At 48.2% G+C, this 12,203-nt stretch carries 15 protein-coding genes and 1 pseudogene; 2 read left to right on the forward strand and 14 right to left on the reverse strand.

What is annotated here, in order from left to right:
* Positions 1-339 (forward strand): annotated as a pseudogene (locus C7J97_RS15555) (DUF4367 domain-containing protein); the annotation flags it as partial.
* 60 nt (positions 340-399) lie between these two features.
* On the opposite strand, the gene C7J97_RS12985 reads toward C7J97_RS15555, so the two are convergent.
* The 9 genes from C7J97_RS12985 to C7J97_RS13020 form a co-directional block, all read right to left on the reverse strand.
* The gene (locus C7J97_RS12985; RefSeq protein ID WP_113993191.1) at positions 400-1,908 is read right to left on the reverse strand and encodes a recombinase family protein; all 1,509 of its coding nucleotides are present in this window, start codon (positions 1,906-1,908) and stop codon (positions 400-402) included.
* An 89-nt stretch (positions 1,909-1,997) separates the two neighbouring features.
* Entirely contained in the window at positions 1,998-2,174 is a 177-nt protein-coding gene (locus C7J97_RS15075; RefSeq protein WP_165483719.1) for a hypothetical protein, read from the reverse strand.
* A 133-nt stretch (positions 2,175-2,307) separates the two neighbouring features.
* Entirely contained in the window at positions 2,308-2,577 is a 270-nt protein-coding gene (locus C7J97_RS12990) for a hypothetical protein (RefSeq protein WP_113993192.1), read from the reverse strand.
* 441 nt (positions 2,578-3,018) lie between these two features.
* A complete protein-coding gene (locus tag C7J97_RS12995; RefSeq protein WP_004064265.1) occupies positions 3,019-3,441 on the reverse strand; it encodes an RNA polymerase sigma factor in 423 nt (140 codons plus the stop codon).
* A 462-nt stretch (positions 3,442-3,903) separates the two neighbouring features.
* Positions 3,904-5,712, reverse strand: a complete 1,809-nt coding sequence (locus C7J97_RS13000; protein WP_113993193.1) for an ABC transporter permease — start codon at positions 5,710-5,712, stop codon at positions 3,904-3,906.
* On the reverse strand, positions 5,709-6,392 hold the full coding sequence (locus C7J97_RS13005) for an ABC transporter ATP-binding protein (protein ID WP_008705963.1): 684 nt from the start codon (positions 6,390-6,392) through the stop codon (positions 5,709-5,711). Before C7J97_RS13005 ends, C7J97_RS13000 begins: the two co-directional genes overlap by 4 nt.
* A gap of 112 nt (positions 6,393-6,504) precedes the next feature.
* A complete protein-coding gene (locus C7J97_RS13010; protein ID WP_113993194.1) occupies positions 6,505-7,542 on the reverse strand; it encodes a sensor histidine kinase in 1,038 nt (345 codons plus the stop codon).
* An 8-nt stretch (positions 7,543-7,550) separates the two neighbouring features.
* Positions 7,551-8,237 carry a response regulator transcription factor gene (locus tag C7J97_RS13015; RefSeq protein WP_113993195.1) on the reverse strand — a complete coding sequence of 229 codons (687 nt, stop codon included), beginning with the start codon at positions 8,235-8,237 and terminating at the stop codon, positions 7,551-7,553.
* Positions 8,230-8,418 (reverse strand): helix-turn-helix domain-containing protein, encoded by a 189-nt coding sequence (locus C7J97_RS13020; RefSeq protein ID WP_110435694.1) that lies wholly within the window; start codon positions 8,416-8,418, stop codon positions 8,230-8,232. The genes C7J97_RS13015 and C7J97_RS13020 overlap by 8 nt, the downstream gene beginning before the upstream one ends.
* A 147-nt stretch (positions 8,419-8,565) precedes the next feature.
* Here C7J97_RS13020 and C7J97_RS13025 point away from each other — a divergent pair, with 147 nt between their 5' ends.
* The gene (locus C7J97_RS13025) at positions 8,566-8,931 is read left to right on the forward strand and encodes a helix-turn-helix transcriptional regulator (RefSeq protein WP_004064252.1); all 366 of its coding nucleotides are present in this window, start codon (positions 8,566-8,568) and stop codon (positions 8,929-8,931) included.
* 169 nt (positions 8,932-9,100) lie between these two features.
* On the opposite strand, the gene C7J97_RS13030 is transcribed toward C7J97_RS13025, so the two are convergent.
* From C7J97_RS13030 to C7J97_RS13050, 5 genes are all read right to left on the reverse strand, one after another.
* The gene (locus tag C7J97_RS13030; protein ID WP_113993196.1) at positions 9,101-10,516 is read right to left on the reverse strand and encodes a relaxase/mobilization nuclease domain-containing protein; all 1,416 of its coding nucleotides are present in this window, start codon (positions 10,514-10,516) and stop codon (positions 9,101-9,103) included.
* A 79-nt stretch (positions 10,517-10,595) separates the two neighbouring features.
* Positions 10,596-10,886 (reverse strand): CD1845 family protein, encoded by a 291-nt coding sequence (locus C7J97_RS13035; RefSeq protein WP_005927606.1) that lies wholly within the window; start codon positions 10,884-10,886, stop codon positions 10,596-10,598.
* 175 nt (positions 10,887-11,061) lie between these two features.
* A complete protein-coding gene (locus C7J97_RS13040) occupies positions 11,062-11,403 on the reverse strand; it encodes a plasmid mobilization protein (RefSeq protein WP_005927607.1) in 342 nt (113 codons plus the stop codon).
* Positions 11,403-11,585 carry a DUF4316 domain-containing protein gene (locus C7J97_RS13045; protein ID WP_003500078.1) on the reverse strand — a complete coding sequence of 61 codons (183 nt, stop codon included), beginning with the start codon at positions 11,583-11,585 and terminating at the stop codon, positions 11,403-11,405. Before C7J97_RS13045 ends, C7J97_RS13040 begins: the two co-directional genes overlap by 1 nt.
* A 12-nt stretch (positions 11,586-11,597) precedes the next feature.
* Complete coding sequence (locus tag C7J97_RS13050) at positions 11,598-12,188, reverse strand: defense against restriction DarA-related protein (RefSeq protein ID WP_202615304.1); 591 nt, start codon at positions 12,186-12,188, stop codon at positions 11,598-11,600.
* Between the last annotated feature and the right edge of the window lie 15 nt (positions 12,189-12,203).

Raw genomic sequence — 12,203 nt, forward strand, 5'->3', positions numbered from 1 at the left:
CGCCCTGTGCTGAAACGAGTGCTTGTTGCAGCCATGACGCTGGTAATTTTAACTCTCGGCGCGCTTGCAGTAAGTGCGGACTTCCGAAAGGCAGTCTATACGATGATTCAGAAATTCCTGCCGATTGAGATGCAGCTAACGTATCAAGTGGACGGAGAGCCATTAGAGCAGCTCCCGAATGGATACAGCGACCATTATGTGCCGGATGGCTTTGAACGAGATTATGAACAAGGGTATGATGATGCACAAGCTTTTTTGCATGTTTACACAGATATCATGACGAATGATTTTTACACAGTTAGCTGCGCGATAGTGCAAAACCAAAATCAAAAGGAAACATCAGTGTACAAGGGGTACAAACAAGATAAAATAGAAATGAGGGGCGATAGAGCGGAAATGTCAGATTTTCCACTCTATCTGAACACGGTCGCTGGTGGCCTTGATCGTAGAGATCAAACCATCGGCGGCTTTTCTTTTGTCGTCAAAATCTATGCTGTCCCAGTTGTCGAGATAATAGGATAACTTCTTTATCTGCTGGGGAGATATGGTTTCAACGCTCAATTCAGCGATTGCCTTTGAAATGGTCTGGCGTCGGTTGTCCAGTTCTTCAATTTTTTTGTTAGCGTAGGCAAGCAAGGTCGCATTGGCTCCGGTCAGCGTATCCAGCAGCTTTTCAATTTCTGACTCCACCTGTGCCAGCTCCACTTGATAGGCGGTCAGTTTCGGATTGACTTTTTCCTCTCTGCCGTGGAGTATCTGAAAGTCTTTGAATTTCTCCTGCATGGCCGAGAAAATGAATTGCTCAAATTCTTCTTTGCGGATTTTCCCGCAGCCCGGACAGCCTTTGTTTTCCGTCCGTTTGGTACAGCGGAAATATCCAGTGCTGTTTGGTACATGGGTGGCTTTCAGAGCATACCCACAATGCCCGCATTTGATTTTTCCGGCCAGCCAAGTGTTCTTCGGTTTCCGTCCCTGCTGGAAGGTGGTATTTGCCATAAGTTTTTTCCGGCATTTAAGCCATGTGTCAGAGGAAATGAGTGCTTCGTGGGGAGCGATAACAAGTATCTGGTCTTTTAAGCACCTGTCCTTGTCCTCCTTCACATCCCGCCCCTGATAGAGATAGCAGCCGTTTGTTCCGGCAAAGTCGGAAGCGTCATTGACAATCGCTGCGCCCTGGCTCTTGAAAAATTCGTACAGCTCCAAATCGGCCTGTGCGTAAACGGGGTTTCTTAAAAGCTGGGAAAGAAATGTACGGAACATGGATTTGCCATAAATTTTTATGTCATGTTCCTCGAAGTATCGGGTAATATCTCCGAAGGAGGTTTCCGGTTCAGCGTACATTTCAAACATCAGCCGAACATGGTCGGCGGCTACGGGGTCGGCAACCATTTTCTTTGTGCGGATACCCTCTACCACAGTAGGCTCTAACTGATAACCGTATGGTGCCTGTCCGCTCATGTGAAAGCCTTTCAGGCACCGTGAATAGTAGGCGTCTGTGACACGCTTCTGAATTGTCTCACGTTCAAGCTGGGCGAATACAATGCAGATATTCAGCATGGCCCGGCCCATCGGGGTCGAAGTATCAAACTTTTCTGTGGATGATACAAACTCCACATCATACTCTTGAAACAGCTCCATCATCGTTGCAAAGTCCAGAATAGAGCGGCTTATACGGTCCAGTTTATACACGATGACCCGCCTGACCTTTCCCTTGCGGATCTCGCCCAGCAGCTTTTGAAACTCCGGCCTGTCCGTATTTTTACCGGAATAGCCTTTGTCCTTGAATACCCGGCAGCTCCCACCTTTCAATTCATACTTGCAAAAGTCGATCTGACTTTCAATGCTGATACTGTCCTTGCGGTCTACTGACTGTCTTGCGTAAATACAATCTTCTCTGATAAATTCCATATTGGGCTCCTTTCCTTGTTGGAATGGAGCTACCAACCTTACAACTATATTATACCATCAGCAGCCCCGGACAACAATGTTGCGAATGATTAGGGAAATCTGTCTCCATATTTGCGGAACACCTCATAAAGACAACGCTCAATTTCTTTTTTGCGCTGTGCTTTCTCCTTCGGGGGAAGTACCGGCGTGAGGCTTTCCAGCACAATGATCTTCCCTTGAAATGCGACAGACTTTGTTTCTCGTTCATAAGTGACAGCTTGCGTCATTGAAAACCTCCTTTGCGAAAGTGCGTGTATATGCCAGCCTTTCCCACTTGTCCCGTGGGGAAATGTCAAAAGACGGCACCCAGCAGGTGCCGCCCTTTGAGCTTTCTCCACTTCGGGTCAATGTGGTCCGAGGTCAGTAAGGACTGGAAAGGTACTTTTCTTTGGCATCCTCCACGCTGTTGAGGTCGAATACTTCATAAAGCTGCCCCACAACACGCCGTATATCCTTCTTTGAAAATCCGCAGTTCTCCATTGCCATAATGACATAACCACGGCAGGCGTCATTGCTCCATTCGTCCGGTTCCAAGCCGGGGATCATTCCAAACGCATTTCCCATAAAATGCTCCTTTTTTGAAAAGATGGGGAGCCACACCGGATCGGTTGGCCTATCATCAGACAGCATTGCCGGGGGCTCCCCATAGGTTTTCACTTCATTTCAGACACACCGGACGGGCATAGGCTTCATGCCCCATAGTATTTCAACTCTCCCCATTCTGATGGCAAGGCGTTCTCATTGCCTGCGACGGCTCACGGCTTGCAAGACCGCTTCAACGCTCGGACTGTGACTAAACGCAAGTATCCGGGTTCTGCGCCTGTTCCGGTGGAGCCAGCCTTGCCCCACCTATGGCATGGACCTGTTCGCTCGCTCAGTTTTACAAAGACTGTATTCTCTGAAATCCGAGGTCATGGCGGGTCTGTCACACAGCGCGTTCCCCTTCGTATCCGGGTGTCTTTTTATTCGATTTTCAATCTGCATGAGGCTTGTCTGAACCTCGGGCCATTGTGACCCGAAGTGTTTTGCCTCTCATAAGCCATTTCATTTTCCGGCCTAAATCGGTACGCCTTACAAAGAATTTTTCAAAATTTTTTCTAAGCGCCGCAGACCTCGCTCGATTGCGACACGAACTACTTTTTCATGGACGCCCTCTGCCCGGGCAATGTCCTGTTTGGTCATGCCGAGAATGAAATGAGCATAAATCCGTTTTGCCTGTTTGTCCGGCAAACTGGAAATCGCTGCGTGAAGCTCCTGCATGGTCACTTTCCGCTCATACAGTTCATGGGGAGATAAGGCAACAAAGACAGCTTCATGCTCCAGCCCGTCATCCCGATCAAGGGAATAGTAGGCTTTGTGGCGGTATGTACGCAGCCGGTAGGCAGCCTCTTTACGATCAAACTCTTTGAACATTTCTGCAACTTCTTCCGATACTTCCATGAAGCAATCTGATGTATAGAATGGGTAATAGTCCCGCAAATTGATAATAGCCATATTGACCTCCGTTTCGGTTGTTGGTTGACGAGTGACCGAAACGAAGGCGGCGGGGAGCGGCACCGGGGAATGACTTCGGGCCAACATGACCCGAAGCAGCCCCATAAGAACACAAAAGCGCCCGGGCGGCATGAAGCCACACGAACGCATGAAGTTACATATTCATTTATGTACTGTCTGATTTCACATTCATAACCAGACTGTCCCGGAGGGGGCGCTATGCTTTTTTTAATTGATGTAGGTCATGGGTACTATGAAAAGAGGCAAAAATAGACACGGCGGCAATCCTCCTTATATGCCGCCGTGGATTTACACGGTGTTAGGTCGTCGTTATTTTAAGGTAGACGAAAAGAAACGGCGGCTCTGAAAATCAAAGCCGCCGCTTCATAGGCGCGTGAAAATGTGTCTGCTGTACGACGGCTTTTTTTCTTTTGCCGTCGTCCGGCAGATTAACATATGAAACTATAATTCATTGATGGTTGCAGTAATCGACATATTGCGAATTCGTTTTGCCGGAGCATATACAGCTGCGATTGCCGCAATCGAGACAAACAGAAGAATAACGCCCAAAGAGATAATTGGGAACTGCCACACAGCAGATGGAAAATGCCCTGCAATAAGGAAATCATACAGCGATTTGCTAAGCGGCAAGCCAATAGCACAACCAACAACGCACCCCAAAACAGCATAGGTGAATGCTTCACAGGCAATCATTTTCGTCATTTGCCGTTCATCCATTCCTACTGCCCGCATAGCTCCATATTGCTTCATTCTGGCAGACACACTCATGGAAATGCTATTGACAATGTTCATTACCGTTACCAGTGCAATAATTGCCAAAAACGCATAAACACAGAAAACAAAAGCCATATAAGTTCCCGTAGTGCGCTCGTCGCGTTTATCTTGAAAGCTATATGTTTGATCTACGGAATTCTGGATTGCCTGAACATTTTCGTCCGTAACATCTCCCGTTGTTTGTATCAGCACAAGAGAATAACCTTCCTCTCCTGTCAAACGGACAAATGTTTCATCAGAGGTAATCAATGTGAGCTTTCCATTTGTCAATCCATTCTCACTAAATGGGTCGTTTTTTAACAGTCCGGCTATGGTAAGGGTTTCATCCCCAATCTGAACAGTGTCACCGATTTTCCATGTGCTGTCCTGATCGGATGTTGCCAAAACAAAATTGCTGTCCCTAAAAACTTTGGACAGATCACTCCCCCTTTTCAAAGCACTGTCTTTTTTCAGACATTGTAAATCAAAATCGTCATAAGAAATCAAATCGACTGTGCCAGAAAAGTTGGTGTCGTCGTTTAGTTTGGCAGAAACATCAAATACACTACGACGCCCGTAAACTTCCTTCACTCCATCCATTTCGCGGATGGTTGTAAGCAGTTCCCAAGGAATCGTATTACCGTCAGCACTTGCAATATCTATATCTGATGTGGCAGCCGACTGAGGAATCAGGTAATCCACAAAATCGACCATAATAGAAAAGCTCAAAAACAGGATGATGCTAAGTGCAAAAGAACCTGTCATCAGGAATAAATTTTTCTTCCCGGAGACCGCATGGCCGATACCGAGAAGGGCTTCAATCTTTCCGAATCCTGTATACTGGGAATGACGCATTGTTTTTCCGTGGTCTGCATTTCCAGACACCGCTGTGATAGGAGATACCTTCGCGGCATGTTTCGCCGGAGCATTTGCGGCGATCAGTACAGTAATCAGTCCAACAAAGATACCGCAGGCAATGCCAAAAATACTGATACCAAAGAGGGGAATATCAGAAAATTCTTCTCTGACTACAAAGCGCAGTACCGCACACAGCCCCCATGTTGTAACAACCCCTAAAATAAGACCGATGGGTACAGCCGTTTTGCACCAGTTCAATGCCTCCAGACGAACAAACCGAATAATCTGCTGCTTACTCATACCAATGCAACGCATCATTCCAAAAAATTTGGTTCTCTGGGCAACGCTACTGTTCATACTGCTGGAAATCATCAAAACGCCTGCAATCAAAATCAGCAGGAACAGAACAACCGCAACAGAAAGAAGGGTTTGCCCCATGGAACTGCCGAGCAAGTCTCCAATAGAGAAACTTCCATGCTTACCAACCAATCGGGCCTGTTCCATCCGAAAACCCATTTCTGCCATACTGAATACTGCTGTTACCATAAACACAGCAAATACAATGCAAAGCAGCGTCATACGATTTTGTCGGCGATGAACTTTAGCGGAGATGGGAATAAGACTAAGATAGCTTTTCATTCACGGCACCTCCCAAAATCAGTCAAAGTACCATCCGATACCTGTAATACCCGGTCTGCCGTTTGCGCAATACTGCGGTTATGGGTAATCATAATGATGGTCTGCTCGTATTTTTTCGATGTTTCTTTGAGCAATGCTATGACCTCACTGCTGTTTTGTGAGTCCAAATTTCCTGTTGGCTCGTCTGCCAGAATCAGAGAAGGACGGGTAATCAATGCGCGGCCAATCGCCACTCTCTGCTGTTGACCGCCGGAAAGCTGACTGGGTAAATGATTACGACGATCTTTCAAATTCAAAACCGTCAGCAGTTCCTCCAAATATCTCTTATCCGGCTTTTGATAATCCAACAACAGCGGAAAAATAATATTTTGTTCCACCGTCAACTCCGGGATAAGGTTAAACGCCTGAAAGATAAAGCCGATATTCCTCCGGCGGAAAACGGTCAGCTTTCGATCGTTCATGGCAAAAATGTCCTTGCCGTCAATCAGAACCTTGCCAGATGTTGGCGTGTCCAAAGCACCGATCATATTCAGCAGTGTACTTTTACCAGAACCGGATTCCCCGACGATTGCCACATACTCGCCCTTTGGAACAGAAAAGCTGACATCCTTTAATGCCTTGACAGCGGTTTCTCCGTTGCCATAGGTCTTACTGATATTTTTGACTTCTAATAAGTTCATAGTGTAAACACCTCTTTCTGAATGATTTTGCGATATAGGCAGGCTGTCTTTGTTTGTCCTGCCTATGTGTGAGAGAATAGCACCTGAATCTTACTGTAAGCCTACAGCCAGCCTACAATTTTGTAGGAATCAGAAAATTCATTGTGAAAGTTGTCCCGATACCTAATTCGCTGTCAACCTCAATGGTGCCGTTATGTGCTTCAACGATTGCCTTTGCCAAAGGTAATCCCAGTCCAATCCCTTGCTTGTCCTTAGAAAAACGACTGCGATAAAACCGCTTGAAGATGTGATGTATATCCTCTGGGTGGATGCCGCATCCATTATCCGTTATCACAATTTGGACACCAGACGGCAACTCGTTCCACGCAACACGAATTGTTGCACCACTTTCTGTATGGTCAAACGCATTTTTCACAATATTGTCGATTGCCTCATTCAACCAATCACGATCACAAAAAAGAGAAAGATGATCCGAGCCAGACAGAATGATTTCTTTCTTTTCCTGTCTGGCTCTATATGCAAAATGCAGTTCAATATCCCGCATCATATCTGCAACATTTTCTGCGTTCTTTTCCAAGACAATGGCTCCGGCATCCAATCTTGTAATCTTGAGCAGACTTTGCACCAGTGTTTCGATACGGTCAAGTTCCTGCTCAGACAAACCCGCAAATTCTTTCACGGAGGACACTTCTATATCCTCGTCTTGAAGGAGTCCGTTATAAATATTGAGTGCTGCCAGCGGTGTTTTCAGTTGGTGTGAAATGTCGGAGATTGTATTTTTCAAAAACTCTTTCTCTCGTAACTCGTTATCTGCATGGGCATTTAACACTGCCGCTAAAGAATTGATGGAATGAAGCAGTCGGTACAATTCGCCCTCATTGTCACATTCAATACGGGCATTGCGATCACCATCAAGATACGCATTGATTTGTAATATCGCCTGCTCCATGATCTGATTTTGCCGATTAAAATATACAAAGCAGACTGCCCATACAGCACCGCCAGCCAATAGAAAAAGGATTAGCAATAACAGAGAAAGCCGTCGATATGACAGCCATAGAAAAACCTCGGCTAAGAGAAATGTAACCCCAAAAACCAGTGAAAGCGAAAGAAATAGATTTTTGATTTCTTTATTTGCCAGTATCTTCATTCTGTACCTCACCCGATAATATTCCATTTATATCCCATACCTCGAACAGTCAGGAGCATTTGTGGTTCACTTGGATTATCCTCGATCTTCATACGAAGCCGACGCATATAGACCGTAAGGGTACTACTGTCGATATAATTCCCGTCGCAATCCCATAGCTTATCTAAAATTTGTCCCTTTGTCAGCACCATGCTTGGGTTTCTCATAAACAAGCACAGTAGCTTGTATTCCGCGGCAGTCAAATCCAACAGCTCCCCATTTTTGAAAACCTGTCCTTGCAGCAAAAGAACTTTGATGCCATTCGACTGCAATTCTGTGTCTGCTGTTTGAAAAGAATTTGCACGTCGAAGTAAGGCGTTAATCCTTGAAACGAGAACCCCCAGTTTGAACGGTTTTGTGATATAGTCATCACCTCCAATATCCAGCCCCATAATAATACTTGTTTCCTCATCCGAAGCCGTCAGAAAAATAATTGGCACCTTTGATGTAAGTCGAACTCTTTTGCAAAATTCAAAGCCAGACCCATCTGGCAGAGATACGTCCAACACCAACAAATCATATTTTCCGTCTGTCCACAATTCCTCCGCTTCTTTGAGCGTTCTGGCGATATTTAATTCAAATCCCTGCTTTTTGAAAGCAAAAGAAAGCCCGTTAATCAGGCTTAGATCATCTTCAAGAAGTAATATATTACTCATACTTTTTTACCTTTCCTTGTTTTGTTCGACCATCAATCGGCTTCTCCGCAGTTTTAGGGAGCAGCCAAACACCGGCCATTTTCACAGCACCGGGGATACGTCCACCAGCACAATAATAATTTACCCTACGAGGTGTCACGCCCCACTTCTCGGCGGCCTCTTTTAATGTCATATAGTCCATTTCGCACCTCCACAGGATATATTATAGTTCTCTATCTCGAATAATACAAGTTAGAGCCTACACGGATGCGAAATAAAATACTACTTAATGTAAAATCTCATTACATTCTCATAATTCAACCCGAAATGTAGAATGATATAGGGTGATATGAGAATGAACCAAGATGAAAGAAGGTTTGACTTTCACGGCCTCGGGGCAGCTCTCAAACGAGCCAGAGAAGAAAAGGGCTGGACACAAGCCTATGTTGCGGAATTAGTAGACCGTGACTCCCGTACCATTATGAATATTGAGAACAAAGGACAGTATCCCAGCTTCGACCTTTTTGTTAAACTCATTACTATGTTTGACGTTTCAGTTGACCAGTTTATTCATGCGGACGGAGGGGCAAGGTCAAGCTCTTGCAGAAAGCACATTGATGTTCTTCTAAACTCCATGAACGAAAAAGAGCTTGTCGTGATAGAAGCCACAGCCGAGGGCATTAAGAAAGCCAGAGAAACGGAGGTTCCAGAATAAGGGCCTCTGTTTTTTTGCGCCATTTTAGGGGCTGCCGCTAAGTGGCAAGCAATGCCTCTGTGGCCACAAGTGGCACAAAGGCGGCTTGTTGGGGCTCGCCCCAAACCCGTATCTTCGGGCCAACATGGCCCGAAGTGTCAGCGTCGCTTTGCTCCTTATTTTCATAACCTTAACGCTCCTTTTCCTGCTTTCTTCCCGGCTCGGTGTAGCCCATCAGAGTGTCAATGTTCGCCTTGATCGTGACGATCTCCTGCATATCCCGTCGTGCCTTCTGGTATTCTCCATAGAGCTGTTTTTTCTTTGCTGTGAGCTTGCGGCCTTCCTCCTTCAGCACATCCATTTTAGGGAGCTTCGCCCCGCCCAGCAGAGAGCGCATTTCCGCTTGTGCAGCCCGGTACAGTTCAAGGTCGGCCTCATGCTCCGCAAGGAATTTCCGGCTGTACTTCGTCGCCTTATACTGCTCAAAGACTGGGCGGGTTTTGGCATACTGAACCGTTGCGGCCTTTAGCCCGGCATTGGTTTTCATGGCCTGTTCCGTCTGCTTGACCTGTTCGGAAATAACATGGAAACGGTCTGCCGCCTCGGTGGCTTTCTTCGCCAACTGCTTATAATCGGTCAGGTTATTGTCCTGTATATAGGCAAGAGCGGCGGCCATCTGCTTAATGTTAAATACCTTCGCCCAGCGTTCATATCCCGGCCCCTTACCGGCAGCCAGCTTTGCTTGAATATCCACCGCCAGACTGATTTTCCGCTCCGAGTGCCCGGGGCGTTTTTCTTTGCCCTCAATGGCGGACAGAACATCTTGCAAGTCGTAGCCGTCCCCCAGCGTGGAGGCACGCAGACGGGTGAAGCGTTCCTGTCCCTGCCCGGTCAGCCGGAAGCTGATACCGCCGCCCCGAACCGTCTTGACCTCATACCCGGCCCGCTTCATCAAATTGAGAAATTCGTCCAGATCAGCGGGGCGTTCCGCCAGCGCAGTATCAATGGCAAGGCGCAGTCGGTCCTGATAGGAAAGCGGCCCTTTCCGGTCTTTCTGCCACTCCCCATAGTTCCGATACTTGCCCTTGCTCCGGGGCTTCGGGTTCTCCACGATGGACAGCCCGTTTTCAAGGCACAGCCTGTCAGAGAGCCGCCGAAGGGCGAAGCTGGAGCCCCAAAAGTTTCGGAATTTCCGGGTGCAGTCAAGGGTGGTGGAGTTATAATAAATGTGACAATGGATGTGCTGGCGGTCTGTGTGCGTGGTAACGATAAAAGCGTGCCGCCCCTTTGTCCAGCGCATAGCCAGATCATAGCCGATACGGTTCGCCTCCTTCGGTGTGATCTCCCCCGGATAGAAGGACTGTCGTATCTGATAGCACAGCACATCATTGGCCTTTTTCTGTTCCCGGCCTGTCATGGCGGCATAGTTGGCTTTCGCCAAAAGAAACTCGTCCGCCACGGTGGCGGGGTCGCACTCATAAGTGGAGATATACTTTCCGCTTTCTGTTTTCTCCGGGTTTTTGCCATAGTCCAGACAATCCCGGATAGCCTCGGCAATCGTTTCGCCTTCGCCTGCATGGCGCTGCAACAAAGTTGTGGTAGCCAAAAATCATTCCTCCTTTCCATGAGAAAGGGGCGGCCCATTCAGACCGCCCCGACTTCGGGCCAGTATGGCCCGAGGCTGCTTAACTTGCCAGAAACCGGTACAGAGCGGATTTGCCTCCGTCCAGCGCCCAAAGAAGGGAGCCCGCCGCCGCTTGCAGTCCATACGGCGAAAGAAGGAAGGCAAGAAACAGAAATACAATCCCGCCTATGGGCGTCGGCGTGAAAAAGAGAGCGACACCCAGCACCGTCAGGATCACAGAGGCAATCGTCAGCAGGACGGCACAAATATCAAATAGGAACACCAGCAGAGCCGCCAGAAGGGACAACGCTAAAGCAAAGGGAGCAACCAATATTTTCAGCAGTATCTTCATCTTCAAAACCTCCTTTATCTATCCTTCCTACCTCTATTTTATCATGCTTGCCCGGGGACATAAATGTTGCGAAAGATTAGTAAATCCTGTCCCAAACTTTTGGGTCATACTGGCCCGAAGTGGTAAAAAAAGAGCAGGGCGGCAAGCCCCGCAACGGAAGCCTGCCGCCCTCGTCTTACTTTGCCACCAGCTCGGAAAGCTCCCGCAGCACCTTTGACACCTCGCCCCACAGCTTTTCATAGTCCCGCTTCAATCCGTCGATTTCCTCCGGGTACACGCCATAGGTGTGTGCGTGTACGGCGACCTGATTGAGATTGTTGGAACAGCGCCGTTGCAGAGAGATCAGCTCTTTTACGGGCGTAAGGTCGATGTGCAGGATATACCCGTTCAGAGCCATTTTCCGTACATAAGCCCCGGCGTTGGAAATGCCCGCCTCGGCCATCCGCTCATGGATGGCCGCCAGCTCGTCCGGTGTTACCATGACGTGCAGATGGACATTCCGCTTGCGGTTCTCCATCAGCGTTCCAGCTCCCGGCCTTTCCGGCGTTCTTTGGGTTCCTTTACCTTATCCAGCGGTTTTGCGTCCAACTCCGGGGGCGTGGGCGGGATGGGCGTGTTGTTGGGTACGCCGTCGATCATGTTGCAGTTCTGCTCTGTGGAGAGCTCGGCGGTTTTCAGATAGTTGTCTTTTTCGTGCATGGCGATCCTCCTTTATCGTTCCTCATGGTTTTTATGGTTTCGCTTCTGGCCGGGTTCCTTCGGGGGTTCCTGCCCTCTGGTTTCATCTTTGAGCCGGGCAGTAATGGATGGGCGCACCCGGTCAGGATTGCCCGGTGCTGGTTTCAGCTCATAATCCTCCATCTGCTTTTCGGTCAGCGGCTTTGCGTAGGTCAGTTCGCCCCATGCCATCAGCCTGCCGTCTGCCACAGGACGCCGCCTGTCATCATCGTAGTTGACGATGGAAAGAGGCTGGTTATCCGGCGGCTTCGGGTAAGTTCCTATGTCCACGGGCCGCTGGGTGGAATAATAGCGGTAAACGCCCTCCGGTCCCAGCTCGGTATGCTTGACCGCCGCATGGTAAAACTGCTGATAGTCGTCCACCCGGCGGTCAAAGTCCCTCTGCGCCCACGCCTGACTGGTTCCATAGCGGCCCCAGTAGTAATCCCGATGGCCGTTTTCCCCCTCGGTAAACTGCCAGGTCACAAAGGGGCTCGGCGCTCCCGGATTATGCCCCAGCGCAAAGCCGTGTCCGGTTTCAAAGGTGGCAGCTTTCAAAATCACATATCCTTGTACTGTCTCCAAGAGATTCCTCCTTTC

It is taken from the genome of Faecalibacterium prausnitzii, assembly GCF_003324185.1.
GTDB classification, from domain to species: Bacteria; Bacillota; Clostridia; order Oscillospirales; family Ruminococcaceae; genus Faecalibacterium; species Faecalibacterium prausnitzii.

Excerpts from the sequence above, each read along its gene's own strand:
- C7J97_RS12985 (WP_113993191.1), bottom strand. The coding sequence starts at position 1,908 with ATGGAATTTATCAGAGAAGATTGTATTTACGCAAGACAGTCAGTAGAC.
- C7J97_RS15075 (WP_165483719.1), bottom strand. The coding sequence starts at position 2,174 with ATGACGCAAGCTGTCACTTATGAACGAGAAACAAAGTCTGTCGCATTT.
- C7J97_RS12990 (WP_113993192.1), bottom strand. The coding sequence starts at position 2,577 with ATGCTGTCTGATGATAGGCCAACCGATCCGGTGTGGCTCCCCATCTTT.
- C7J97_RS12995 (WP_004064265.1), bottom strand. The coding sequence starts at position 3,441 with ATGGCTATTATCAATTTGCGGGACTATTACCCATTCTATACATCAGAT.
- C7J97_RS13000 (WP_113993193.1), bottom strand. The coding sequence starts at position 5,712 with ATGAAAAGCTATCTTAGTCTTATTCCCATCTCCGCTAAAGTTCATCGC.
- C7J97_RS13005 (WP_008705963.1), bottom strand. The coding sequence starts at position 6,392 with ATGAACTTATTAGAAGTCAAAAATATCAGTAAGACCTATGGCAACGGA.
- C7J97_RS13010 (WP_113993194.1), bottom strand. The coding sequence starts at position 7,542 with ATGAAGATACTGGCAAATAAAGAAATCAAAAATCTATTTCTTTCGCTT.
- C7J97_RS13015 (WP_113993195.1), bottom strand. The coding sequence starts at position 8,237 with ATGAGTAATATATTACTTCTTGAAGATGATCTAAGCCTGATTAACGGG.
- C7J97_RS13020 (WP_110435694.1), bottom strand. The coding sequence starts at position 8,418 with ATGGACTATATGACATTAAAAGAGGCCGCCGAGAAGTGGGGCGTGACA.
- C7J97_RS13025 (WP_004064252.1), top strand. The coding sequence starts at position 8,566 with ATGAGAATGAACCAAGATGAAAGAAGGTTTGACTTTCACGGCCTCGGG.
- C7J97_RS13035 (WP_005927606.1), bottom strand. The coding sequence starts at position 10,886 with ATGAAGATACTGCTGAAAATATTGGTTGCTCCCTTTGCTTTAGCGTTG.
- C7J97_RS13040 (WP_005927607.1), bottom strand. The coding sequence starts at position 11,403 with ATGGAGAACCGCAAGCGGAATGTCCATCTGCACGTCATGGTAACACCG.
- C7J97_RS13045 (WP_003500078.1), bottom strand. The coding sequence starts at position 11,585 with ATGCACGAAAAAGACAACTATCTGAAAACCGCCGAGCTCTCCACAGAG.